This is a genomic window from Aeromonas sp. R4-3, from assembly GCF_040908275.1.
GTDB lineage: Bacteria > Pseudomonadota > Gammaproteobacteria > Enterobacterales > Aeromonadaceae > Aeromonas > Aeromonas rivipollensis.
Genome location: NZ_JBFODK010000028.1, coordinates 31,220 through 53,786 on the forward strand (window position 1 = coordinate 31,220; position 22,567 = coordinate 53,786).

The following is a 22,567-nucleotide window of genomic DNA, read 5'->3' on the forward strand; positions in this document are numbered from 1 at the left end:
GAGGCTTTGTGGAGAATCCATGGAGGCGGTGATAAAGTTCAAGCCCACCATTTTCGAGTCCGACCATGTCGTATCTTCATGCTTCCGCCAGCCCGGCGGTACAGTCACTGGTACTGATTGCAGAGGATGAAGCCGAGATCGCCGAGATCCTCGCCGCCTACCTGCAACGTCACGGATTGCGTACTCTTCATGCCGCCGATGGCCGCGAGGCGCTGGCCATGCACCAGGCATTCAAGCCCGATCTCCTGCTGCTGGATGTACAGATGCCGCAGCTCGATGGCTGGCAGGTGCTCAGCGAGATCCGGGCCCGTGGCGACACGCCGGTGATCATGCTGACCGCCCTGGATCAGGACCTCGACAAGCTGATGGGGCTGCGCATGGGGGCGGATGACTATGTGGTCAAACCCTTCAACCCGGCAGAAGTGGTGGCCCGGGTGCAGGCGGTGCTCAGGCGCACCAAGGCCGCAACCCCAGCCACTGCCCGGGTGCTGCGGGTCGGCCCCTTCCAGATCGATCTGGAGAGTCACGAAGCCAGCATTTGCCGCGATGACGGGCAACAGCGACTGGAGCTGACCCTGACCGAGTTCAAGTTGCTCGCCTCTCTGATGCGGGCGCCGAAACGGGTGTTCAGCCGCGCCGAGCTGCTGACCCACTGCCTGCCCGAAGGGGATACCCAGGAACGCACAGTGGACAGCCACATCAGCAAGCTGCGCAAGAAGCTCGAGGCCCACGGCATCCAGGGGGTACCTGCCAGTGTCTGGGGGGTTGGTTATCGCTTCGGTGGCGATGCATGAAACCGGCACCTGGCCTGCGCAGGCAGATCATCCATGCCCTGGGCCTGATGGCGCTCGGCATCATCTCCCTCGCGGTGATCGGCACCTATGTGTTTTATGCCATCGCCGTGACCTACCTGCCCGGCAGCATCTCCGAGAGCTGGATCCCCTCGAGGGTGGAGATGATCTGGGTCGGCTCTACCATTCTCATCGCATTGGGGATGGCGCTGTACGTGGCGGTTCGTCTCTCTCGCCGCATCCTGACCCCCCTCAACTCGGTGGCAAACAGCCTGCGAGATGTCGCAGAGGGCAGGCTCGACGCCCGCGTGCCGATCGATGAACAGGCTATCGGGGAGACGGCGCAACTGGTGCGCGACTTCAACACCATGGCCGAGCGGCTGCAGAACATGACCCGCGAGCGGGAGTTCTGGAATGCCGCCATCGCCCACGAATTGCGCACCCCGGTGACCATTTTGCGCGGCCGCTTGCAGGGGCTGGCCGAAGGGGTATTTTTGCCAGAGCGCGAACTCTTCGAAAGCTTGCTGCGTCAGGTGGAGGGCCTCACCCACCTGATCGAAGACTTGCGGGTATTGAGCCTCAACGACAGCGGCCACCTGGAGCTGCAACGCTCAGAGGTAAGGCTGGCCGACGAGCTTGCCGTGGTGCTTGACGCCTTTGCCAGCCCCCTGGCTGCGAGCGGTTTCATGCTGAAGCGGGAGCTCGATGTCGAACTCCCTGTCTGCTGCGATGCGCTTCGCATCCGTCAGGCCCTGATGGCGCTGCTGGAAAATGCCCAGAAGCACGCCGTGCCTGGCCTGCTGACAGTGCGCCTGCAACGCTCGGGTGCCCTGTGCACTCTGAGCGTGGAAGACGAGGGGCCAGGGATCGGCGAGGAGGTTGCTGCCTATATCTTCGATGCGTTTCGCCGGGGGGATCCGTCGCGCTCGCGCAAGAGCGGCGGCAGCGGGCTCGGGCTCGCCGTGGTCAAGGCCATTGCCGAGGCCCACGGCGGCAGTGCCCTCTGCCAGCCCAATGGGCGGGGCGGCACCACATTCCTGCTTTCCTGGCCCATCTTGGCCGCTGACGACAGGCCATGACTCCTGCCAGCCTCCTCCTTTATCTGTTGCGGGTGTGGTGCGGTAAGCCTGATCCGCGGAGATGGGTGAGCGAGGTTATGCCCTTCTCCACATATCCAAGTTCATCCGATTGATTGGGATGGCTTTTTCTGGTCTGTGAGTTTTCAGCTCCCGTCCCTTCGCCCACGCCATTCTCATGTTCCATCTCACCGCGTCGGTGCGGCCGATCTCAGGCCAGGGCCGCAGACAGTCCTTGTGCCAGATAACCCATCAGGATGGCCATTCCCAGGATCACGGTGAGGAATGCCACCATCATAGGGGTTCTGAACATCGACTTGAGCAGGATCACCTCGGTCAGACTGGCCCCCGCACTGCCGATGATGAGTGCCATCACAGCCCCCATGCCCATCCCTTTGCCCAGCAGCACAGATGCCAGAGGGATCACGGCTTCTGCCCGGATATAGAGCGGAATGCCCACAACGGCGCTGAATGGGATCGCCAGCGGGTTGTCAGCCCCGGCGTGGGCGGCTATCCACTCTGCCGGAATAAAGCCGTAGATAAATGACCCGACTAGAACTCCCAGCAGCAGGTAGGGCAGCACCTCCCTGAATTGTTGCCAGGCATCCGCCCGTGCCTTGGCGAAGGCCGTGGATCTCACCGGCGCCTGAGTCAGGGCCGCAGTGCCGTCTGCGCAGCAAGAGATGGCTGGCGTGGCCTCGGGTTGTGAGGGCCGGCAAGATGCCTGAGCCTTTAGCGGTGTGACTGACTTGATAGCCTTGCTTGAGCAGCAAGCTGTTGCGCTCACACTGGCAGGTTCACTCGTCGTGGTGCCACAACCTGTGCCACAGCTGCTTTGCTTGGCCTCTTTGGGGTCAATCACATGACGCTCGAATCCCAGCATGTCCAGCAGCATGCTCGCCAGTACAGAGACGCCGGCGGCGATAACGGCATACAGGACCGTCAGTTTCCAGCCGAAGGTGACCCACATCAGGCCGACGATGATCGGATTGAGCAGCGGCGAGACGAACAGGAAGGTCAGGGTTGGCCCGAAACCGGCTTTGGCGGACAGGAGTCCGCGTAGCATGGGGATGGTCGAGCAACTGCAAAAGGGGGTCAGGGCACCCAGTAGAGCCGAAATCAAATAGCCTCTGCCTTTTCTAGCCCCCAGCATGGCCTGGATCTTGGTATCGGGGATCTTCTGGCGGATCAGGCTGACGGCGGCACTGATCACCAGGAACAGCACCGAGAGTTCGACGGCCAGGAACACAAACATCCGAGATGCATCCGTCAACATGGTTAACCAGTCATTCATCTTCATATCCTCTTAGGTTTGACTATATTTCTAAAATAATCGAAGTATGTGGGTGGTCAAGATATTTCTGGTAATATCGAAATGTCATCTATGAAGAGGGTTGGAGCATGGAGTTGGAAGCGGTCGCCAAGGCATTGAAAGAGTTGGGTCACCCGACTCGCTTGTTTATTTTCAAGCACCTGGTCAAGGCCGGGGAGCAAGGCCTGCCCGTGGGAGACTTGCAAAAGCAGCTCGCCATTCCCGCCTCGACCCTGAGCCATCATATTGCGGCCCTGGTTTCGGTTGGCCTGGTTAAGCAGAACCGGGAGAGCCGCACCCTGCTGTGCGTCTCTCAATACGAGGTGCTGGAAGAGATCATCGCGTTTTTCCGCGAGGAGTGCTGTGTGAACGACAAGAGGGAGTGAGGAGATCGACGATAGGCTCTGGCCATGCTGATCATTTCAATAATTCTTGTATAGTTGAAATTATGAAGTGAATGAAGGGGAAGTTCCATGAACAAAGAGATCGCCACCAAGGTATTCGAGTCCCTCGCATCCGGCATTCGCCTCGATGTGTGGCGTCTGCTGGTCAAGGCCGGGTTGGAAGGTCAGGTTGCCGGCCAGTTGGCCAGCGAGCTCGACATAGCCCCCAACACCCTCTCGTTTCACCTGAAAGCCATGCTGCACGCGGGTCTGCTCTCGGTGGAGCAGGAGGGGCGCTTTTTGCGCTATCGCGCCAACATTCCCCTGATGCTGAGTCTTATCGGCTACCTCACCGAGGAGTGCTGCGCCGGTCATCCGGAAGCCTGCGGGGTGATGAGAGCCGAATCCGGTTGCTCGCCCCATGTGTTGCCTGCGCAGCCTTGCTGCAATGAGGAGTAGATCATGAGACTGATACAAGTATTCGACCCTGCCCTGTGCTGTTCCAGCGGGGTATGTGGCGCAGAGGTTGATCAGGCGCTGGTGACCTTTGCCGGTGACGCCGAATGGCTCAAGCAACAGGGTGGCTCTCTATATCGATTCAACCTGGCACAACAACCCCTGGTCTTCGCCGAGACCCCCGCAGTGGCCTCCTTCCTGGAACTGACCGGGGAAGAAGGACTGCCTGTGACCCTGGTGGATGGTCAGGTGGTACTCACAGGTCGTTATCCCAGCCGCGCTGAACTGGCGCGCTATGCGGGACTGGCATTACCTAAAGCCCCGGGAAGTGATGGTGCCGACGTTGAACAACCAGAAGCAGAGTCCAGCAAGGCCGGCGTCATCAAGGGGATCGTCAAGAGTGGCTGCTGCTCCGGCAGCAGTGGTTGCTGCTAAGCGTCATTGCCTGGCTGGCAAGCTCGCTGCTCGGTCAATTGCCTCGTTGTTTCTGATAGGAGTCTCTCATGTCCCCGTTTCTGAACTACTCGTTTCTCCATGATGCGCCGCCGTTTCTCTTCTTCACCGGCAAGGGCGGGGTGGGCAAGACCTCGCTGGCCTGTGCCAATGCGGTTGCCTTGTGTGACAGTGGCAAAAGGGTACTGCTGGTCAGCACGGATCCGGCCTCAAACGTAGGCCAGGTGTTCGATACCCGGATAGGCAACAAGATGACCGCCATAGCGGCGGTCAGTGGGTTGTCAGCACTGGAGATTGACCCGCAAGCCGCCGCACAAGCCTATCGGGAGCGGATCGTTGGCCCGGTGCGCGGCAAGTTGCCCGAGAGCGTGGTGCGCAGCATCGAGGAGCAACTCTCCGGTGCCTGCACCACAGAGATCGCCGCCTTTGACGAGTTCACTGCTCTCTTGACCGACAGCAGCCTGGTGGGGGAATACGACCATATCGTTTTCGATACGGCCCCCACCGGTCACACCATACGTCTGTTGCAATTGCCGGGGGCATGGAGCGAGTTTCTGGAGCAAGGCAAGGGCGATGCTTCCTGTCTGGGGCCATTGGCTGGACTGGAAAAACAGCGCAGCCAATACGCCGAGGCCGTTGCTGCCTTGTCCGATGCAGAGAAAACCCGGCTGATTCTGGTCGCCCGAGCGCAAGCCTCGACCCTTCGGGAAGTGGCGCGTACCCATGACGAACTGGCGACCATAGGCCTTGCCAATCAGCAACTGGTCATCAATGGCATCTTCCCGCAAAGCGAACTGGTTGATGACCCCTTGGCGACCGCCCTGTGGCAACGAGAGCAGCTGGCTATGGCTCAAATGCCAGCGCTGCTGGCCAGCCTGCCACAAGACAGAGTGCCGCTATTGGCGACCAATCTGGTTGGGGTCGATAGCCTGCGCCAGTTACTCGGCGCAGCGCCTGTCAACGGGAACCTCGAGGTCGAACGCCCGGCCGCCGAGTCACAGGACCAGCAACATCCCGGCTTGAAGCAACTGGTCGATGAGCTGGCCAGCGATGGCCACGGGCTCATCATGCTGATGGGCAAGGGCGGTGTGGGTAAAACCACTCTGGCGGCAGCAGTGGCGGTGGAGCTCGCCAGTCGGGGGTTGCCGGTTCACCTGACCACCTCAGATCCCGCAGCCCATCTGGGAGAGACACTGGCAGGGGCACTGCCGAGCCTGGAGGTCAGTCGTATCGATCCCCACGCCGAGACCGAGCGTTACCGTGCCCAGGTGCTGGCCACCAAGGGGGCGAGTCTGGATGCCCAGGGCCGCGCCCTGCTGGAAGAAGATTTGCGTTCCCCCTGTACCGAAGAGATCGCCGTGTTTCAGGCCTTCTCGCGGATCATTCGCGAGGCGGGCAAGCGCTTCGTGGTGATGGATACGGCGCCGACCGGCCACACCCTGTTGCTGCTCGATGCGACTGGTGCCTATCACAGGGAAATTGCCCGTCAGATGGGGGGCAAAGGGCTGCACTTCACCACCCCCATGATGCAGTTGCAAGACCCGAAACAGACCAAGGTGATGATAGTCACTCTGCCCGAGCCCACCCCGGTACAGGAGGCGGCCAACTTGCAAGCCGACTTGCGCCGCGCCGGTATCGAGCCCTGGGCCTGGGTAGTCAATCACATGCTGTCCCCGGCCAGCGTCAGCTCCCCCCTGCTTGCCCAGCGAGCCTGTCGCCAGCAGCCCCATATCGAGGCGGTCAGGGGTGAGCATGGGAAGCGTTATGCCGTGGTGCCCCTGCTGGCGGTTGAACCGGTCGGCGTCAAGGCCCTGCAAGACTTATGTCACCCTGCCCACAAGGAGGGGTGAGACGATGCTTGCGTGGTCGCGGCTTGCGGCCACCAGCACTGGGTACCAACAACCTGTTTTCACCAACCAATCTGATGTTCTCAATGAGACATGGAGCCGCTGCTTATCATGCACCCCTTTGACATCCTGAACCTGGATAATGGCGCCCGCCTTATCTTCACCCCCTGTCCTGGCACCAAGGAGGCTTCCCTGCAAGCCTCCCTCAAGACCCTGCAAGCCGCCGGGGCCGATGCGGTAGTCACCATGATGCCCGATACCGAGCTTGGCGAATTCAAGGCCGATAGCTTGCCCGCCGAGTGCGCCGCGTTGGGGCTGGCCTGGTTCCAGCTGCCAGTGGAGGACGACTGCGCCCCCGAGGCGCCCTTTGCCGCCGCCTTTGCCAGCCACAAGACGGCGCTGCTGGCTCGCCTGGCGGCGGGTCAGACCCTGGCCATTCATTGTCGTGGTGGCTCGGGTCGTACCGGGTTGATGGCGGCCATACTGCTGCTGGAATCGGGCTATGCCCCCACACAGGTCAAGACGCTGGTGCAAGGGCTGCGTCCCAAGGCGCTGACCCTGGCGCCCCACGTTCACTACCTCAACAGCCACTATTCATTCGCCGGTTAAGGAAAACAGCATGACTATCAAAGTTGGTATCAACGGTTTTGGCCGCATGGGCCGTCTCTCATTTCGCGCCGCCTTCGACTGGGCGGATGTGGAGTTTGTGCGCATCAATGACCCGGCCGGGGACGCCGCCTCGCTGGCACACCTCATCACCTTCGATTCGGTCCATGGCCGCTGGCATCATGAAGCCAGCGCCGAGGGGGACCAGATGGTGATAGGCAACCATCGCATCCTCTGTACTCGCAACAAAGAGATCGGTCAGACCGACTGGTCCGGTTGTGATGTGGTGATCGAGGCTTCCGGCAAGATGAAAACCAAGGCGCTGCTCAATGCCTATCTGGCGCAAGGGGTGAAGCGTGTTGTGGTGACAGCTCCGGTCAAGGAAGAGGGTGTCCTCAACGTCGTCATGGGGGTCAACCACCACCTCTACGACAAGGCGCAGCACCCCATAGTGACGGCGGCCTCCTGTACCACCAACTGCCTGGCGCCCGTGGTGAAGGTGATCCACGAGCAGCTCGGCATCAAGCACGGCTCCATGACCACCATTCACGACATCACCAACACCCAGACCATACTGGATGCACCCCATAGCGATCTGCGCCGCGCCCGCGCCTGTGGCCTGAGCCTTATCCCCACTACCACGGGTTCTGCCACCGCCATCACCCACATCTTCCCCGAGCTCAAGGGCAAGCTGAACGGTCATGCGGTGCGGGTGCCGCTCGCCAACGCCTCCCTCACCGATTGCGTGTTCGAGGTGAACCGTCCCACCACAGAAGCCGAGGTCAACGGCTTGCTCAAGGCCGCCGCCATGAGTGAGCTCAAGGGGATCATGGGCTATGAGGAGCGCCCCCTGGTGTCGGTGGATTACAAGACGGATCCGCGCTCCTGCACCATAGATGCGCTCTCCACCATGGTGATCAATGACACCCAGGTGAAGATTTACGCCTGGTATGACAACGAGTGGGGCTATGCCAACCGCACCGCCGAGCTGATGCGCATGGTCGGTCAAATGGACAAGGCGCAAGGATAACCCGACCATGGCACTGACCCGACTCTCCCCCGAGGCTCGCCAATATCTGCTGGTGACCGGCAACTACTGGGCCTTCACCCTGACCGATGGCGCTCTGCGCATGTTGGTGGTGCTCTACTTCCATGGGCTCGGTTACAGCCCGCTGGCCATCGCCTCCCTGTTTCTCTTCTACGAGATCTTCGGGGTGGTGACCAATCTGGTGGGGGGATGGCTCGGTGCTCGCCTCGGGCTCAACCGCACCATGAACATCGGCCTCGCCCTCCAGGTGCTGGCATTGGGCATGCTGCTGGTGCCGCCGCTCTGGCTGACGGTGCCCTGGGTGATGGGGGCGCAGGCGCTCTCGGGGATAGCCAAAGACCTCAACAAGATGAGCGCCAAAAGCTCCATCAAGTTGCTGGTGCCGGGAGAGGCGCAGGGTCAGCTCTACAAGTGGGTGGCACTCTTGACGGGTTCGAAGAATGCTCTGAAAGGGATGGGCTTTTTCCTCGGTGGCGCCCTGCTGACCCTGCTCGGGTTTCAGGGGGCCGTGCTGGTCATGGCCCTGGCGTTGGCGCTGGTGTGGTGCGTCAGCATGCTGACCCTGAAACGGGATCTCGGCAAAGCCAAGAACAAGCCCAAGTTCAGCGAAATTTTCTCCAAGAGCCGCGCCATCAATTACCTGTCGGCGGCCCGTCTCTTCCTGTTCGGGGCCCGGGATGTCTGGTTTGTGGTGGCGCTGCCTGTCTACCTCGCATCCAGCTTTGGCTGGGATCACTGGTATGTGGGGGGCTTCCTGGCGCTCTGGATTATTGCTTATGGTGTGGTTCAGACCCAGGCCCCCCGCTTTACCGGCAAGCGGGAGGGGCGGGTACCCGATGGCAAGGCGGCAATGCGCTGGGCATTGGTGCTGGCACTGACCCCAGCCCTGATTGCCTTGGCGCTTCATTACGATCTGCACCCTGCCATCAGTCTGGTGGGAGGGTTTATGGTGTTTGGCGCCCTGTTTGCCATCAACTCTTCTCTGCACAGCTACCTCATCGTCAGTTATGCCGGTTCTGACGGGGTATCGCTGGATGTGGGTTTCTACTACATGGCCAATGCCCTGGGGCGTCTGCTCGGCACCCTGCTCTCCGGGCTGGTGTTCCAGCTCCATGGTCTCGAGGCCTGCCTCTGGATCTCCACCCTCTTTATCCTGTTGGCGGCGTTGATTTCAATCGGTTTGCCCCGCCATCAGCCGCCCGTTTCATCCAATCCTCATGGAGTCTCGTGATGAGTACAACAGCCTGCGGCGATCTGCCCGTCAGCAAAAAAATGAGTTTTCTCGACCGCAATCTCACCCTCTGGATCTTCGTCGCCATGGCCATAGGGGTGGGAATTGGCTATCTGTTCCCCCAGGTGGCCCAGTGGAACGAGGCGATGTCGGTCGGCACCACCAACGTGCCGCTGGCCATAGGCCTCATCCTGATGATGTACCCGCCGCTCGCCAAGGTGAATTACGGCACCATGGGCGCCATGACCCGGGATCGCCGCGCCATCACCCTCTCCCTGGTGATGAACTGGCTGGTGGGCCCCATCCTGATGTTCGTCATCGCCCTGGTGTTTTTGCATGATCAGCCGGGCTACATGGTGGGCCTCATCCTGATAGGCCTGGCGCGCTGCATCGCCATGGTGCTGGTGTGGAACGATCTCGGCGGCGGCAGCAAGGAGTACGGTGCTGGCTTGGTGGCCCTCAACAGCGGTTTCCAGATCCTCACCTACAGCTTCATGGCCTGGCTGTTCATTACAGTGCTGCCGCCCCTGTTCGGGCTGCAGGGCTTCGCGGTGGATATCACCATGCTGGATATCGCCAAGAGCGTGTTCATCTATCTCGGCATCCCCTTCCTGGCAGGCTTCCTGAGCCGCCATTACCTGGTCAAGGCCAAGGGGGAGAAGTGGTATAGCGAGCGCTTCATCCCGGCTATTTCACCTATCACGCTTATCGCCCTGCTGGCCACCATAGTGCTGATGTTCAGCCTCAAGGGGGAGATGATCGTCGAGCTGCCCATGGATGTGGTTCGCGTTGCCATCCCGCTGGTGATCTACTTTGTGCTGATGTTCTTCACCAGCTTCCTGGTGGGCAAGAAGCTGGGCATTCCCTATGACAAGAACGCCTCCATCGCCTTTACTGCGACCGGCAACAACTTCGAGCTGGCCATTGCGGTCTCCATCGCCGTGTTCGGGCTGAGCTCGGATCAGGCCTTCGCCGGCGTCATAGGCCCACTGGTTGAAGTGCCAGTGCTGATTGCCCTGGTCAACGTGGCCCTGCGTATGAAGCGCCACTATGGCAAAGCGGAGGCGCAAGCATGAGTGACACCGCTATCACCATCTACCATAACCCGGCCTGTGGCACCTCACGCAATACGCTGGCACTTATCCGCAACTCAGGTGTGGAGCCGACCGTCATCCACTATCTGGAGATGCCGCCGAGTCGCGAGACCCTGGTCGCACTGATTGCTGCCATGGGGATACCGGCGCGCGGGTTGCTGCGCCAGAATGTGCCCCCCTACGAGGCGCTGGGGCTGGCTGGGGAGGGATTCAGCGACGAGGAACTGATCGACGCCATGTTGTCCCATCCCATCCTGATCAACCGCCCCATAGTGGTCACCCCGCTGGGCACCAGGCTGTGCCGTCCGTCAGAGGTGGTGCTGGATATACTGCCGAACCCACAGCAAGGTGCCTTCACCAAGGAAGACGGGGAGCGGGTGGTGGACGAAAAAGGGCGGCGCATCGAGTGAGGGGGCATGAGCCCGTATAAGGAAGAAGGGGGTGGCCATGGCCACCCCCTCGCTCTTTATCTCCGCAGGAGCACGGCAGCGCCGTGCCGGTCGAGGCCCAGGCGGCGCCGCCTGGGCAGGTGAGCCGTCGATCCCGGCAACAATGCTTGTCATGATGGATCCCGTCTTGTGATCAGTGGCCAGCCAGCAGCTTTTCCACTTCTTCCGGTTTGTCGTGTACCCCGAAGCGGTCAACGATAGTGGCACTTGCCTCGTTCAGGCCGATGATCTCCACCTCGGTGCCCTCGCGGCGGAACTTGAGGACCACCTTGTCCAGCGTAGTGACGGCGGTGATGTCCCAGAAGTGGGCATGGGTGAGGTCGATCACCACCTTCTCCACCACCTCCTTGAAGTCGAATCCGGCAAAGAACTGCTCGGCACTGGCGAAGAACACCTGGCCCCGCACCAGATAGGTGCGTACTTCTCCTTTTCGCTCGCTGTCGCTCTTGACCAACATGAAGCGGGCGACCTTGCTGGCGAAGAACAGGGAGGCGAGCAGTACCCCGACAAATACTCCGAGCGCCAGGTTATGGGTAGCCACTACCACGGCGACTGTGGCCAGCATCACGATGCTGGTGGAGAGGGGGTGGGTTTTCAGGTTGCGCACCGACTCCCAGGAAAATGTCCCGATAGAGACCATGATCATCACGGCCACCAGGGCCGCCATGGGGATCTGGCGGATCCACTCATCCATGAATACCACCATCAGGATCAGCAAGGTGCCCGCCACAAAGGTGGAGAGGCGACCACGGCCACCGGATTTGATGTTGATGATGGACTGGCCAATCATGGCGCACCCCGCCATGCCCCCCATCAGGCCGGCACCTAGGTTGGCGATCCCCTGGCCCTTGCACTCGCGATTGCGATCGCTTGGGGTATCGGTCAGGTCATCGACGATGGCCGCCGTCATCATGGATTCGAGCAGACCCACCACGGCCAGACCCGCAGAGTAGGGGAAGATGATGACCAAGGTCTCGAGATTGAGCGGCACCTCGGGCCACAGGAAGATGGGCAGGGTATCGGGCAGCTCGCCCATGTCGCCCACGGTGCGAATATCTATCCCCATGGTGATGGCCACCGCCGTCAGTATGACGATGCAAAGCAGCGGGGAGGGCACCAGCTTGCCCACCACGGGGATGAGCGGGAACAGATAGATGATGCCAAGGCCGGCCGCCGTCATGGCGTAGACCTGCCAGGTGACGTTGGTGAGCTCGGGCAACTGGGCCATAAAGATGAGGATGGCCAGCGCATTGACGAAGCCGGTGACAACGGAGCGGGAGACAAACCGCATCAGGCTGCCGAGCTTCAGGTAGCCCGCCGCTATCTGGAAGAGGCCGGTGAGCAGGGTCGCCGCCAACAGATACTGCAGGCCATGCTCTTTGACCAGGGTCACCATCAGCAGCGCCATGGCGCCGGTGGCGGCGGAGATCATTCCTGGGCGACCGCCGACGAAGGCGATGACCACGGCGATACAGAAGGAGGCATAGAGGCCGACCTTGGGGTCTACTCCGGCGATGATGGAGAAGGCGATGGCTTCCGGGATCAGCGCCAGGGCGACCACGATACCGGCCAGCAGGTCGCCACGTATGTTGGAGAACCACTCTTGTCTTGCACGTTCCAGCATGGGGGGATTTTCTCGCTTGTTGAGGATCCATGGTCGCAAGTCGCCACAGACCCGGGGTCAGGTGGCATTTTGGCAGGATCACATTGTTGTATTGGTATATGACAGATGAACAAAACGCTCCGGTTGTGGCAACCAGAGTCAGGCGGCAGGTGCCGCGAAGGGCGGGGTTAGGGCGGCGTGACGGTCACGCCAGAGCGCAAAACAGGCATAGGGGGCGCATGTTAGCAGTCAAGGTGGGGGCAGGAAAGCCCGGACCTTTCTTCAGTGTGTATGGGGAGGGGCTACATACATGAAAAGAAGAATACCCCTTGCAACGCATGGGGCATTCTTGATTATCCAGCGTAGGTTATGGCAGCACCATGGGCCCGGCTACCGCGCGGGCGGCCTCGTCACCTCGCAGCACCCGCACCAGCTCGAGGGCAAACTCGATGGCGGTGCCTGGGCCCTGGCTGGTGATGAGACGATGGGCATCATCCCGCACCACCCGGGCTGTGCTCAGTTGCGCGGCGGGCAGGCGGGCCTGAAAGCCCGGATGGCAGGTGACGCTGGCATCCCCCAGCAAGCCGTGATGGTGCAGTACCACGGCGGGGGCGGCGCAGATGGCCGCGCGCCAACGGCCCAGGGCCGCCTGTTCTCTCAGCAGGTCGATGGCGAGGGGGGTGTCGCGGATAGCTTCGCTGCCGGGCAGACCGCCCGGCACGACCATGGCATCGAAGTCACGGCTGGTCAGCTCGTCGAGATGGCAGTCCGCCACCAGCTGTACCCCGCGGGAGGCGCGGATCTGGCGCGCTCCCGCCGGGCAGCAGGAGGCCAGCACCACCTCTATGCCGCCGCGCACCAGGGTGTCGACGATGGCGACCGTTTCTATCTCTTCCGACCCCGGGGCTACCAATACCAGTACTGTCATCCTGCACTCCTTCGTCGCCGGCAGTGCCGCTCTGCTCAGCGCTTCTCTTTGACGGCCTGATAGAGGCCCTGATTGACCGGCACCGCTATGCCGTGAGCGGCGGCCTTGCCGAGCAGGAAGCCGGTGATGGCCTCGATCTCGGTCTCACGCCCCTGCTCCATGTCCTGATACATGGAAGAGTAATTGTCGGCGGTGAGTTCCACCACAGTCATCACCCGGCGCAGCAGCTCGTCGCTGCCGGTCGGCTGGCCTTCGGCCTGCATCACGTCAGCCACTTCCACGCAGATCTGTTGCAGCACATCGGCGAAGCGCGGGCCGGCCAGCTCGCCATTCTTGAGCTTGTAAAGCGCAGTGAGCGGATTGATGGCGCAGTTGATGGCGAGCTTCTGCCACTGGCGGGTCAGGATCTGCTCATCCCAGCCGGCTTGACCGAGAGCGGTGGCGAGCTGGTCTGCCAGGGCGGAATGGGCCTTGGCGGCCTCATTGATCGGGCCGAGCCAGGTTTCGCCCTTGCCGGTATGGCGGAACACGAAGTGGCCGCATTGCATGGCGCCGTGGCTGGTGACACCGGCAATGACGGGGTTATGCGGAAACAGCTGCACCACCTGTTCGGCTATGCCCATGCCATTGTGCAACAGCACTATGGGAACCCCTGCCGCCAGCTTGCCTACCAGGGGCGTCAAGGCCGACACCACCTGACCCGCCTTGGTCATCACCAGCAGTCGCTGGATGGTGCCGGGCTTGTCGATGAAACCCCGCTCGATGGCGAGCAACTGGGTGTGGCCCTCGAGGGAAGTGAAGTCGATGCCGGGGTGCAGGGTGGCGCGGTGTCGCTCGCTCAGCAGGACACGGGTCGGCTGGCCACTTTGGGTCAGCAAGGAGGCGAAGACGCCGCCCAAGGCACCACAACCCAGCAAGGACCAGTGAGGGGAGGAGGGGTGTCGGCTGTTTTTCAGGTTGTTGTCGCGTAATCCGCTTGGCATGGAGAGGCTCAATCAGGGTAGTGGCTGCGTTCCGAGCAACTCGCTACCGGGGATAAGTGAAGATGTCGCTCGGCGGACACTAACGGGTCTCGCCATTCCTGTGCGCAGGGGATTCTAGCAGAGCAATCCCATTGAAATCAGCAAATTTGCCGGTTTTCTGGTAGATTTGCCCCTTTGTCAGCACAACCTGAAGTACAGCATGAGGAGCCCGGCTATGCCGTCATTCGATATTGTCTCTGAAGTCAAAATGAACGAGGTGTTGAACGCCGTCGATAACGCCAATCGTGAACTGGCGACCCGTTTCGATTTTCGTGGTGTGGAAGCCAGCTTCGAATTGAACAAGGAAGAGGTCAAGCTGGAAGCCGACGCCGATTTCCAGCTCAAGCAGATGGTCGAGATCCTGCGCGCAGCCCTGCTCAAGCGCAACATCGAGAACAGCTCAATGGATGTGGGTGACAGCGTTCACTCCGGCAAGCGTTTCCACCTGAACGTCAAGTTCAAGCAGGGGATCGAGAAAGAGATCGCCAAGAAGCTGGTGAAGCTCATCAAGGATTCCAAGATCAAGGTGCAGGTCGCCATCCAGGGTGACGAAGTGCGCGTCACCGGCAAGAAGCGTGACGATCTGCAGGAGACCATGGCACTGGTGCGTGGCGCCGAGCTGGGTCAGCCGATGCAGTTCCAGAACTTCCGCGATTGATGATGAAGGGGGGAGGGCCCTGGCCACTCCCCTCATCGAGGAAGCGCCATAAAAAAACCGGAGCAGCTGCTCCGGTTTTTTGTGTCCGTGTGACGAGTTCGATTAGAACTTGTAGGTCACGGAGAAGTAGTGGCCGAAACCAGTGGTCTTCAGACCGTAGGAACCGTTCTGGATGCCATAGATGTCGTTGAAGTACTTCAGACCGTAACCGACGGCGTAGCGGTCGGAGTGCCAGTACAGGCCGTTGAACATGGCGGTACCGTCGGTGGAAGTGTCCTTGGCATCAAACAGGTGATCCAGGTAACCCTGATAGGCTACGAAGCTGCCGTTGGAGAAGGTGTAGAAAGGCTTGAACCAGTTCATGGAGAACTGATAGCCGTTCCAGCCCTGCTCGCCGCCGCCTTCGTTGACGTGACGGGCATACAGGTTCATGCCAACCTTGCCGAACCAGGGTACTTGTACGTCTGCACCCAGACCGGTCATGGCTTCAAACAGACCATCCGGACCACCCACGTTGATCAGGTTGGCGATGTAGACTTCCTGCACCGGGCCGAAGGAGAGATCTTTGCCGGTCATGGCATCGATGGAGATACGCGGTGCGAACTTGATGAACAGGTTGTCTTGGTTGTGCTTGTCGTCGTGACGGTTCTGGAAGATGTCGAAGACGTCGACGTAACCGTACAGATCGAAGATACCAGAGCGGCCACCAAACTCCATTTCGAAGTAGGTATCGTTGTAACCACCTTCAGATTCGCTGTAGGGCAGCTGATCGATGGTGTGCATCACGTTGAACTGGAACCACTTGTAGTCGTTCTTGTGGATGTCGCCGCTGTAATCGGCAGCAAGGGCCGGAGTGGCGGATGCAGCCAGCAGACCGGCAGCGATCAGAGTCTTGGTAAATTTGGCCATTTTATTGGTCTCTTGTGCGTTAGTTGAGGTTTTCCGTAGCCTGCCCACAAGGAGCGGAAGGGATTCTAGCCAAATAAATTCATCGGATAAACAAGAGCCAGGGAACTTTGTCCGGTTTTGTGAATCTAATCACCCCCAAAATGGCGCAAACGCTTGCTATTTGTCCGCTTGTGGTAACAAAGCATCGCCTCGTTTGGCAACCATGATGATCAGTATCATGACAGGGATGCCGAGCAGACTGGTGCCGACGAAGAAGCTGCTGTAGCCGATCTGCTCGACCACCTGACCGGAAAAACCCGCCAGCAGCTTGGGCATTAGCAACATGATGGAGCTGAACAGGGCGTACTGGGTCGCCGAGAAGGCGACGTTGGTCAGGCTCGACAGATAGGTCACGAAGGCCGCCGTCGCAATGCCGGCGCTGAGGTTGTCCAGGGAGATGATCAGGGTCAGCAGCTCCAGATCGTGACCCACTTCGTTGAGCAGGGCGAACAACAGATTGGTGCTGGCGGTGAGCACGGCGCCGAGAAACAGGATGCGCAGGGTGCCGAAGCGCATCACCAATACGCCCCCCAGGGCTGCCCCCACCAGCGTCATGATGACGCCATACACCTTGGTGATGGTGGCCACCTCCGTCTTGCTGAACTGCAGATCCACATAGAAGCTGTTGGACATCACCCCCATCACCACATCCGAGATGCGATAACAGGCGATGAGCCCCAGGATCAGCAGGGCCGAGCCGCCGTAGCGGCGGAAGAAATCGGCAAAGGGGCACCAGATGGCTTCATAGGTCCAGGCGCCCAGCCCGGCCAGGGTCTTGGGCCAGCCCCGCTCGAGCAGCAGCGCCTTGCGCTCCATCTGTTGCTCGTTCTGGCGATGGAGGTCGATATCCGGCTCGTGGCTGAGCAGTGTGGTGATGACGCCGAGGGACATGAGTCCCGCCATCAGCAGGTAAGTGAGCTGCCAGCCGCGGTAGTCGTAGCTGTCGTTGCTGCCAAGCCAGGCCGCCAGTGCCAGCGCGCCCGCCCCTGCCATTATCATGGCGAGCCGGTAACCCGTCATGTAGGAGGCCGCCATGGCCGCCTGCAGGCGCTCAGGTGCCGACTCGATGCGGTAGGCATCGATGACGATATCCTGCGTCGCGGAGCAAAACGCCACCAGCAGAGCGAACAGGGCGAGCTGGGCGAGCTGGGTTTTGGGATCGCAATAGGCCATGCCCACCAGGGAGAGGGCGATCAGCACCTGGGAGAGCAGCATCCAGCTGCGTCGTCGTCCCAGCAGCCGGGAGAGCAGCGGCAGCGGCAGTCGATCCACCAGGGGGGACCACAGCCATTTGAAGCCATAGGCCAGCGCCACCCAGCTCATGTAGCCGATGTCGGTCAGGCTGACATCGGCTTCGCGCAGCCAGAACGAGAGGGTGCCGAAGACCAGCAGCAAGGGCAGGCCGGAGGAGAAGCCCATGGCAAACAGAGTGAGTACCCGCGCTTCCAGATAGACGGCGAGGGCGTCTCGCCAGCTTGTGGCGCGGTCCGGGGTTTGGCTGGGCGGGCGGAGATTGTTCAACTGCCTGACTCCTCAGAGAAAAGGGGGTCATTTTGTCAGGTTCGAGGGGGATAGCCAAGGCAAGCCGAACGAGGCGGCCCGGGATTCAGGGTCGTGAGCCGATGCAGTGACGCGGACAGGGCCCTTCGGCCACGAGGAAGCTGGCGCAGGCCATCAGTTGCTGACGCAGCCAGGTGTCTGTGATGAGCTGATGCTCGTCCCACAGGTGCAAGCTGTGGAGCAGGTGCCAGAACACTCCCTCCTGCTCGGTGGCGGGTACTTTGTCAATGGGGATGGCGGGCAGCGCCTGCCAGCGGGAGAGGAGTTGCCAGCTCAGATCCTCGAGCTGCCGATAGGGCATTTCTCGTGCCAGAAAGTGACGAACCGCCTGAGCCAGCTCAATGGCGTGTTGGGCAATGTAATCGTGACAAGTCACCGGAACCTCCTCTCTCTGCCTGGCCATGTCCCGTGCACATCGGACAAGGCCAGAGTATAGAAAGGGGCGCCGGTGACCTGGGCTACGCAGTGGTGGAATGTGATCCGTCCCGCGTTATTTGTCCGCCAGCAGCACCACTTTTTTCAGGATGATGGGGCTGGTCGGCACGTCATTGGCGCGCAGTATGGAGCTGTAGCCGGTCTGGACCTGAGCCAGCTTGTCCAGCACCTCCATGCCCTGCACCACCTGGCCGAACACCGTATAACCGGCGCCGGCATTGGCGTTGAGGTTGTCGTTGTCCACCAGGTTGAAGTAGAACTGGCGGGTGGCGCTGTCGACCGCCTGGGTGCGGGCCATGGCGATGCTGCCACGCTTGTTGGGCAGGCCGCCCCTGGACTCGTTGACCACGGGGTCGAAGGTCGGCAGCGGCTGGAATTGCTGATTGTAGCCCCCGCCCTGCACCACGAAGTTCTGGATCACCCGGTGGAACAGGCTGCCGTCATAGCTGCCATCCGCCACGTAGCGCAGGAAGTTCTTCACCGTCTGCGGCGCCTGCTTGGGGGCCAGCTCCACCACTATGTTGCCGTGGTTGGTTTCCATCTGGACTTTTTGTCCGGCGAACGCCAGGGGGGCGATCAGGGTGGCCAGTAACCAGAGTTTCTTCATTTATATGCTCCTTGCTCAGCTAGGCTGGCCTTTGAGATAACCGCGCAGTGCCTCGTCGGCCATGATCTGTTGCAGCACGCTGCCCAGTTGCTGGTTCAGTGTGGACTCCAGATCGGCCATGGTCGGCTCACCCGGCTCTTCCTTGCTGGATGACATGTTGAACTGCTTGGTCAGCTTGTTGCCCTGGAAGTCGGCGATCACCTGCAGGCTGACCTTGGACTTGGTGACATAGGTGAAGGTCTTCTCTTCGACCGTGACCGCGGCGGTGGAGATGGCCAGGGTCAGGTTGGTGGTGCCGCTGTTACCCACTTCGAGGCCCTGGCTGCGCAACCCTTCCGCCAGTTTTTCCGCCAGCAGGTTGTTGAGGGGCTGGCTGCTGTTGACCAGCACGGGAGCCTTCTCTTTCTTCTTGATGGAGAAGACATAGGCGGCCTCGCGCTTGTCCACCCCTTCCATGGTGATGCGGTTGCCAGAGTAGTACTGCTGGTTGGAGGGGATGACTTGCGGATTGAGCAACGCCGTCTCCGGCCAGTGGGTGGCACAACCACCCAGCATCAGGGCGGCCAGCAGCAAGAGTGACTTTTTCATCATGGGTTTCCTTTAGCTTTTGATCTTTAGCGTTTGATGGCTTTCAAAATAACGAATTTGCTGTTCGACGCAACGACTTGTGCGTTGGCAAACAAGCGCTTGAGTTTGTTGTGATAGTCCAGATGACGGTTGCCTACTATCCAGAGTTCACCCCCCTGAGGCAACACCCGGTGTGCGTCGGTGAACATCTGCCAGGCGATGTGATCGGTGATCGCCTGCAACTGATGGAAGGGGGGATTGCAGAGGATCCGATCCGCTGCCCCGACCGCTACGCCGTCGAGACAGTTGTTGACCATGAAGTGGGCCCGCGGCAGGGCGTCCGGCAGGTTGTGCTCGACGTTGAGCCGCGCCGAGGCGACCGCCATATAGGATTCGTCGATGAAGGTCACCTCCACCTCGCTGTCTTTTGCCAGCAGCGAGAGACCCAGCACCCCGTTGCCGCAGCCCAGGTCTATCACCTTGCGGGCACTGTGGATCGGCAAATTGTCCAGCATGAAGCGGGCGCCTATATCCAGGCTGGTGCGCGAGAAGACGTTGGCATGGTTGTGGATGAGCATGTCGCTGCCCTCCAGCGGCCAGACGGTCGGGAAGGGGTTGGTCAGGGCAGGGCGAGCGGCCTGCGGCTCGCAGTGAATGAGGCGCGCCTTCTTCCAGGCCAGCGAGGTGCGAGTCGGTCCGAGGTATTTCTCGAACAGCTTGAGGGTGGAGCTATGGATGTCTTTCGCCTTGCCGGCGGCCAGGATGCGGGTGGCCGGGGTGACCACCGCACGCAGGGCCAGCAGTTGCTGCTCCAGCAGCGCCTGATACTTGGAGACCTTGATCACCACCAGCGCAGGGGCCGCGGGCAGCGGGGCCAGGGCATCCTGCAGGGTGATCCCGCTCGCCTCCAGCCCGTTCTCCGCCAGATTGGCCAGGGTGGCCCGCTCGCTGATATAGGAGTCGCTCACGCAGACCGGGCCATGGCCGTGCAGACAGGCGGCCAGGGCGCCGAAGCCGTCGTTCATGATGATGACGGGGCCATCCTGCTCGAGCGGCTCCTCGGCCAGGGTGTTGATCAGGTACTCGTCCGCCGCATCCCAGGCCTGCAGGGGATCCTGGCTCTGCCGTGGGTAGCGATACAGGGTCAGACGACAATGGGCCGTGTCGAGCAGGGTTTGCATAAGAGAGAGTCCAACGTGTTGCTGATAGATGATGCCCGCCCGCACCGTGTTGCCCGGCAGGCAGGGAAAGTGGCGCTATTCTAGCGGCGACGGAAAATTTCACCAGCCCGCAGCGAGGAGGCGCCCGGCCTTCCTCTACTTAAAGCTGGCCTGATGCATCCGGTATGCAACCCTGGCTACAATGGCCGGATATCCAACGAGGGAGTCTTGCCCGTGAGCATGCAACAACAGATAGAGGCCAAACTGGCCGCCGCCTTGTCCCCCAGTCATCTGGAAGTGATCAACGAGAGCTACATGCACAGGGTGGAGCCGGGATCCGAGAGCCACTTCAAGGTCATAGTGGTGAGTCAGGCCTTCGAGGGGCAGCGCCTGCTGGGGCGCCATCGTCAGGTCAACGGCGTGTTGGCAGAGGAGCTGGCAGGGGCCATCCATGCGCTGGCGCTGCATACCTATACCGAGGCGGAGTGGCAGGCCCGGGAGCAGGCCCCCAAAACTCCGGGCTGTGTCAGCAAGGCCCCCTTTGCCTGAGCCATTGACCTTTTCATTACCCAATTGTCGATTAATTAACAAAATTATCACGACGGGGCCGGGGCGTTAGCCCCTGGCCCCGAGCGCATTGGATCGGGGTAATGATTACTTTTTCTAATCAACCTTTGGGGCAAGTGAATTACCTCAATATGGGTAGTAAAACAAAGAATCCTTTAAAACCACGGGTTGCAGGGATGGAAGGGAAATATTCATTGGAGGTTAATTTTGTGATAGGACGGGGATTTTCCCCATTTGGCGTGGCGACCGACTTGTCTAAGGTGGTAAACTCAGTCGCTTTTGAATGATCCTGTATGTTGCTGATTTGTTTGTTTTATCGACATTTTACCGCGATGTTGACGGGCTCATTCAACAACTCGTCGTGATGTATTTCTCGGCGCTAACCAACCTGTCTTCCCTTAACGGTAGTGCAAGTGAGTATGATTACAATTAAAAGAGGACTGGACATCCCCGTGCTGGGTGCTCCGGAGCAAGTAATCTACGATGGCCCGGCCATCACCCGTGTTGCTACACTCGGCGAAGAGTTCGTGGGGATGCGCCCTACTATGTTCGTCAAAGTAGGTGATCGCGTCATTAAAGGTCAGGAGCTCTTCGAAGATAAGAAGAATCCCGGCGTTAAATTCACGGCCCCTGCCACCGGTGTGGTTTCTGAGATCAACCGCGGTGCCAAGCGTGTTCTGCAATCCGTTGTCATCGACATCGATGGTTCTGACGAACAGGTGACCTTTGAACACTTTGCGTCTGCCGAGCTGGCACAGCTCGAGCGCAGCAAGGTGCAGGAGATCCTGGTCGCATCAGGCCAATGGACCGCATTGCGTACCCGTCCATTCAGCAAGGTGCCGGCAGTGGGCTCTGCCCCGCGTGCCATCTTCGTCACCGCCATGGACACCAACCCGCTGGCCGCCAACGCCGAGATCATCATCAAGGAACAGGCCCAGGCCTTCCTCGACGGTCTGGCCGTGCTGAGCCGCCTGACCGATGGCACAGTCCACGTCTGCAAGGGCGAAGCCAGCCTGCCGCACGCCTCCCTGGCCCAGGTCAAGGAAGCCGTGTTTGTCGGCCCGCACCCTGCCGGCCTGCCCGGTACCCATATCCACTTCCTGGACCCGGTCGGTGCCAAGAAAGTGCAGTGGCACATCAACTATCAGGATGTGATCGCCTACGGCAAGCTGTTCACCACGGGTCAGATCTTCACCGACAAGGTGATCGCCCTGGCCGGCCCGAACGTGATCAAGCCGCGCCTGCTGCGCACCCGTCTGGGCGCCTGCATCAGCCAGCTGACCAACAACGAGCTGCGTGCGGACGAGAATCGCATCATCTCCGGTTCCCTGCTCAGCGGTGCCAAGGCCGAAGGGGTTCATGACTACCTGGGTCGCTACCACAATCAGGTGAGCGTACTGGGTGAAGGTCGTGAGAAAGAGTTCCTCGGCTGGGTCAAACCCAGTGCCGACAAGTTCTCCATCACCCGTACCACCCTCTCTCATCTGATGAAGGGCAAACTCATCAACTTCACTACCACCACCAACGGTAGTGATCGCTCCATGGTGCCTATCGGCAACTATGAGCGCGTGATGCCGCTCGACATCCTGCCGACCCTGCTGCTGCGGGATCTGGTCTCCGGCGACACCGACAGCGCACAAGCGCTCGGCTGCCTGGAGCTGGATGAGGAAGATCTGGCGCTCTGTACCTTCGTCTGCCCAGGCAAGACAGAGTACGGCCCAGTCTTGCGTGAGTGCCTGACCAAGATAGAACTGGAAGGTTAAGCG

General features: G+C 60.5%; 25 protein-coding genes. 15 read left to right on the forward strand and 10 right to left on the reverse strand.

Annotated features, from left to right (window positions below):
* Positions 1–65 precede the first annotated feature (65 nt).
* Positions 66–794, forward strand: coding sequence for a response regulator (locus AB5Y91_RS08295; protein WP_368169525.1), 729 nt, complete (start codon positions 66–68; stop codon positions 792–794).
* Positions 791–1,870: an ATP-binding protein gene (locus AB5Y91_RS08300; protein ID WP_368169526.1), complete on the forward strand. Its 1,080-nt coding sequence runs from the start codon at positions 791–793 to the stop codon at positions 1,868–1,870. Before AB5Y91_RS08295 ends, AB5Y91_RS08300 begins: the two co-directional genes overlap by 4 nt.
* Before the next feature lie 208 nt (positions 1,871–2,078).
* Here AB5Y91_RS08300 and AB5Y91_RS08305 read toward each other — a convergent pair whose 3' ends face one another.
* Complete coding sequence (locus AB5Y91_RS08305) at positions 2,079–3,161, reverse strand: permease (protein WP_368169527.1); 1,083 nt, start codon at positions 3,159–3,161, stop codon at positions 2,079–2,081.
* 107 nt (positions 3,162–3,268) lie between these two features.
* On the opposite strand from AB5Y91_RS08305, the gene AB5Y91_RS08310 reads away from it, so the two are divergent.
* From AB5Y91_RS08310 to arsC, 9 genes are all read left to right on the forward strand, one after another.
* Complete coding sequence (locus AB5Y91_RS08310; RefSeq protein ID WP_025327982.1) at positions 3,269–3,565, forward strand: helix-turn-helix transcriptional regulator; 297 nt, start codon at positions 3,269–3,271, stop codon at positions 3,563–3,565.
* Between the two features lie 87 nt (positions 3,566–3,652).
* On the forward strand, positions 3,653–4,021 hold the full coding sequence (locus AB5Y91_RS08315; protein ID WP_025327981.1) for a helix-turn-helix transcriptional regulator: 369 nt from the start codon (positions 3,653–3,655) through the stop codon (positions 4,019–4,021).
* Between the two features lie 3 nt (positions 4,022–4,024).
* Positions 4,025–4,453 (forward strand): arsenite efflux transporter metallochaperone ArsD, encoded by a 429-nt coding sequence (gene arsD / locus AB5Y91_RS08320; RefSeq protein WP_368169528.1) that lies wholly within the window; start codon positions 4,025–4,027, stop codon positions 4,451–4,453.
* Positions 4,454–4,521: 68 nt separating this feature from the next.
* Positions 4,522–6,321 (forward strand): arsenical pump-driving ATPase, encoded by a 1,800-nt coding sequence (gene arsA, locus AB5Y91_RS08325; protein WP_368169529.1) that lies wholly within the window; start codon positions 4,522–4,524, stop codon positions 6,319–6,321.
* Positions 6,322–6,429: 108 nt separating this feature from the next.
* Positions 6,430–6,927 carry a protein phosphatase gene (locus AB5Y91_RS08330; RefSeq protein WP_368169530.1) on the forward strand — a complete coding sequence of 166 codons (498 nt, stop codon included), beginning with the start codon at positions 6,430–6,432 and terminating at the stop codon, positions 6,925–6,927.
* A 10-nt stretch (positions 6,928–6,937) separates the two neighbouring features.
* Positions 6,938–7,954: an ArsJ-associated glyceraldehyde-3-phosphate dehydrogenase gene (locus AB5Y91_RS08335; protein WP_368169531.1), complete on the forward strand. Its 1,017-nt coding sequence runs from the start codon at positions 6,938–6,940 to the stop codon at positions 7,952–7,954.
* A gap of 7 nt (positions 7,955–7,961) precedes the next feature.
* Complete coding sequence (gene arsJ / locus AB5Y91_RS08340) at positions 7,962–9,203, forward strand: organoarsenical effux MFS transporter ArsJ (RefSeq protein WP_368169532.1); 1,242 nt, start codon at positions 7,962–7,964, stop codon at positions 9,201–9,203.
* On the forward strand, positions 9,203–10,279 hold the full coding sequence (gene arsB, locus AB5Y91_RS08345) for an ACR3 family arsenite efflux transporter (RefSeq protein WP_368169533.1): 1,077 nt from the start codon (positions 9,203–9,205) through the stop codon (positions 10,277–10,279). The genes arsJ and arsB overlap by 1 nt, the downstream gene beginning before the upstream one ends.
* Complete coding sequence (arsC, locus tag AB5Y91_RS08350) at positions 10,276–10,707, forward strand: glutaredoxin-dependent arsenate reductase (protein ID WP_368169534.1); 432 nt, start codon at positions 10,276–10,278, stop codon at positions 10,705–10,707. Before arsB ends, arsC begins: the two co-directional genes overlap by 4 nt.
* 172 nt (positions 10,708–10,879) lie before the next feature.
* On the opposite strand, the gene AB5Y91_RS08355 is transcribed toward arsC, so the two are convergent.
* From AB5Y91_RS08355 to AB5Y91_RS08365, 3 genes are all read right to left on the reverse strand, one after another.
* Positions 10,880–12,370, reverse strand: coding sequence for a SulP family inorganic anion transporter (locus AB5Y91_RS08355; RefSeq protein WP_368169535.1), 1,491 nt, complete (start codon positions 12,368–12,370; stop codon positions 10,880–10,882).
* A gap of 346 nt (positions 12,371–12,716) precedes the next feature.
* Complete coding sequence (locus tag AB5Y91_RS08360) at positions 12,717–13,277, reverse strand: DJ-1 family glyoxalase III (RefSeq protein ID WP_368169536.1); 561 nt, start codon at positions 13,275–13,277, stop codon at positions 12,717–12,719.
* 35 nt (positions 13,278–13,312) lie between these two features.
* Positions 13,313–14,260, reverse strand: coding sequence for a ketopantoate reductase family protein (locus tag AB5Y91_RS08365; RefSeq protein ID WP_289978061.1), 948 nt, complete (start codon positions 14,258–14,260; stop codon positions 13,313–13,315).
* A gap of 214 nt (positions 14,261–14,474) precedes the next feature.
* On the opposite strand from AB5Y91_RS08365, the gene AB5Y91_RS08370 reads away from it, so the two are divergent.
* Complete coding sequence (locus tag AB5Y91_RS08370; RefSeq protein WP_106886048.1) at positions 14,475–14,957, forward strand: YajQ family cyclic di-GMP-binding protein; 483 nt, start codon at positions 14,475–14,477, stop codon at positions 14,955–14,957.
* Between the two features lie 102 nt (positions 14,958–15,059).
* Here AB5Y91_RS08370 and AB5Y91_RS08375 read toward each other — a convergent pair whose 3' ends face one another.
* The 6 genes from AB5Y91_RS08375 to AB5Y91_RS08400 all read right to left on the reverse strand — a co-directional run bounded on the left by AB5Y91_RS08375 (position 15,060) and on the right by AB5Y91_RS08400 (position 20,255).
* Complete coding sequence (locus tag AB5Y91_RS08375; protein WP_025327958.1) at positions 15,060–15,866, reverse strand: outer membrane protein OmpK; 807 nt, start codon at positions 15,864–15,866, stop codon at positions 15,060–15,062.
* Positions 15,867–16,022: 156 nt separating this feature from the next.
* Positions 16,023–17,324 carry an MFS transporter gene (locus AB5Y91_RS08380; protein ID WP_043131200.1) on the reverse strand — a complete coding sequence of 434 codons (1,302 nt, stop codon included), beginning with the start codon at positions 17,322–17,324 and terminating at the stop codon, positions 16,023–16,025.
* A 187-nt stretch (positions 17,325–17,511) separates the two neighbouring features.
* On the reverse strand, positions 17,512–17,841 hold the full coding sequence (locus AB5Y91_RS08385; RefSeq protein ID WP_106886049.1) for a hypothetical protein: 330 nt from the start codon (positions 17,839–17,841) through the stop codon (positions 17,512–17,514).
* Between the two features lie 114 nt (positions 17,842–17,955).
* Positions 17,956–18,507, reverse strand: coding sequence for a peptidylprolyl isomerase (locus AB5Y91_RS08390; RefSeq protein WP_106886050.1), 552 nt, complete (start codon positions 18,505–18,507; stop codon positions 17,956–17,958).
* A 15-nt stretch (positions 18,508–18,522) separates the two neighbouring features.
* The gene (locus AB5Y91_RS08395) at positions 18,523–19,095 is read right to left on the reverse strand and encodes a YajG family lipoprotein (RefSeq protein ID WP_368169537.1); all 573 of its coding nucleotides are present in this window, start codon (positions 19,093–19,095) and stop codon (positions 18,523–18,525) included.
* Between the two features lie 26 nt (positions 19,096–19,121).
* Complete coding sequence (locus tag AB5Y91_RS08400) at positions 19,122–20,255, reverse strand: methyltransferase (RefSeq protein WP_368169538.1); 1,134 nt, start codon at positions 20,253–20,255, stop codon at positions 19,122–19,124.
* Between the two features lie 219 nt (positions 20,256–20,474).
* Between AB5Y91_RS08400 and AB5Y91_RS08405 the strand changes: the two genes are divergently transcribed.
* The 3 genes from AB5Y91_RS08405 to AB5Y91_RS08415 all read left to right on the forward strand — a co-directional run bounded on the left by AB5Y91_RS08405 (position 20,475) and on the right by AB5Y91_RS08415 (position 22,564).
* Positions 20,475–20,783: a BolA family protein gene (locus AB5Y91_RS08405; protein WP_368169562.1), complete on the forward strand. Its 309-nt coding sequence runs from the start codon at positions 20,475–20,477 to the stop codon at positions 20,781–20,783.
* Between the two features lie 101 nt (positions 20,784–20,884).
* Positions 20,885–21,088, forward strand: a complete 204-nt coding sequence (locus tag AB5Y91_RS08410; protein WP_368169539.1) for a hypothetical protein — start codon at positions 20,885–20,887, stop codon at positions 21,086–21,088.
* Positions 21,089–21,220: 132 nt separating this feature from the next.
* Complete coding sequence (locus tag AB5Y91_RS08415) at positions 21,221–22,564, forward strand: Na(+)-translocating NADH-quinone reductase subunit A (RefSeq protein WP_111909909.1); 1,344 nt, start codon at positions 21,221–21,223, stop codon at positions 22,562–22,564.
* Positions 22,565–22,567: the final 3 nt, after the last annotated feature.

Excerpts from the sequence above, each read along its gene's own strand:
- AB5Y91_RS08295 (WP_368169525.1), top strand. The coding sequence starts at position 66 with ATGTCGTATCTTCATGCTTCCGCCAGCCCGGCGGTACAGTCACTGGTA.
- AB5Y91_RS08310 (WP_025327982.1), top strand. The coding sequence starts at position 3,269 with ATGGAGTTGGAAGCGGTCGCCAAGGCATTGAAAGAGTTGGGTCACCCG.
- AB5Y91_RS08360 (WP_368169536.1), bottom strand. The coding sequence starts at position 13,277 with ATGACAGTACTGGTATTGGTAGCCCCGGGGTCGGAAGAGATAGAAACG.
- AB5Y91_RS08400 (WP_368169538.1), bottom strand. The coding sequence starts at position 20,255 with ATGCAAACCCTGCTCGACACGGCCCATTGTCGTCTGACCCTGTATCGC.
- arsA (WP_368169529.1), top strand. The coding sequence starts at position 4,522 with ATGTCCCCGTTTCTGAACTACTCGTTTCTCCATGATGCGCCGCCGTTT.
- AB5Y91_RS08365 (WP_289978061.1), bottom strand. The coding sequence starts at position 14,260 with ATGCCAAGCGGATTACGCGACAACAACCTGAAAAACAGCCGACACCCC.
- AB5Y91_RS08375 (WP_025327958.1), bottom strand. The coding sequence starts at position 15,866 with ATGGCCAAATTTACCAAGACTCTGATCGCTGCCGGTCTGCTGGCTGCA.
- arsD (WP_368169528.1), top strand. The coding sequence starts at position 4,025 with ATGAGACTGATACAAGTATTCGACCCTGCCCTGTGCTGTTCCAGCGGG.
- AB5Y91_RS08355 (WP_368169535.1), bottom strand. The coding sequence starts at position 12,370 with ATGCTGGAACGTGCAAGACAAGAGTGGTTCTCCAACATACGTGGCGAC.
- AB5Y91_RS08390 (WP_106886050.1), bottom strand. The coding sequence starts at position 18,507 with ATGAAGAAACTCTGGTTACTGGCCACCCTGATCGCCCCCCTGGCGTTC.
- AB5Y91_RS08370 (WP_106886048.1), top strand. The coding sequence starts at position 14,475 with ATGCCGTCATTCGATATTGTCTCTGAAGTCAAAATGAACGAGGTGTTG.
- arsB (WP_368169533.1), top strand. The coding sequence starts at position 9,203 with ATGAGTACAACAGCCTGCGGCGATCTGCCCGTCAGCAAAAAAATGAGT.
- AB5Y91_RS08405 (WP_368169562.1), top strand. The coding sequence starts at position 20,475 with ATGCAACAACAGATAGAGGCCAAACTGGCCGCCGCCTTGTCCCCCAGT.
- arsC (WP_368169534.1), top strand. The coding sequence starts at position 10,276 with ATGAGTGACACCGCTATCACCATCTACCATAACCCGGCCTGTGGCACC.
- AB5Y91_RS08395 (WP_368169537.1), bottom strand. The coding sequence starts at position 19,095 with ATGAAAAAGTCACTCTTGCTGCTGGCCGCCCTGATGCTGGGTGGTTGT.
- AB5Y91_RS08380 (WP_043131200.1), bottom strand. The coding sequence starts at position 17,324 with ATGGGCTTCTCCTCCGGCCTGCCCTTGCTGCTGGTCTTCGGCACCCTC.
- AB5Y91_RS08330 (WP_368169530.1), top strand. The coding sequence starts at position 6,430 with ATGCACCCCTTTGACATCCTGAACCTGGATAATGGCGCCCGCCTTATC.
- AB5Y91_RS08410 (WP_368169539.1), top strand. The coding sequence starts at position 20,885 with ATGATTACTTTTTCTAATCAACCTTTGGGGCAAGTGAATTACCTCAAT.
- AB5Y91_RS08335 (WP_368169531.1), top strand. The coding sequence starts at position 6,938 with ATGACTATCAAAGTTGGTATCAACGGTTTTGGCCGCATGGGCCGTCTC.
- AB5Y91_RS08315 (WP_025327981.1), top strand. The coding sequence starts at position 3,653 with ATGAACAAAGAGATCGCCACCAAGGTATTCGAGTCCCTCGCATCCGGC.
- AB5Y91_RS08300 (WP_368169526.1), top strand. The coding sequence starts at position 791 with ATGAAACCGGCACCTGGCCTGCGCAGGCAGATCATCCATGCCCTGGGC.
- AB5Y91_RS08415 (WP_111909909.1), top strand. The coding sequence starts at position 21,221 with ATGATTACAATTAAAAGAGGACTGGACATCCCCGTGCTGGGTGCTCCG.
- arsJ (WP_368169532.1), top strand. The coding sequence starts at position 7,962 with ATGGCACTGACCCGACTCTCCCCCGAGGCTCGCCAATATCTGCTGGTG.
- AB5Y91_RS08305 (WP_368169527.1), bottom strand. The coding sequence starts at position 3,161 with ATGAATGACTGGTTAACCATGTTGACGGATGCATCTCGGATGTTTGTG.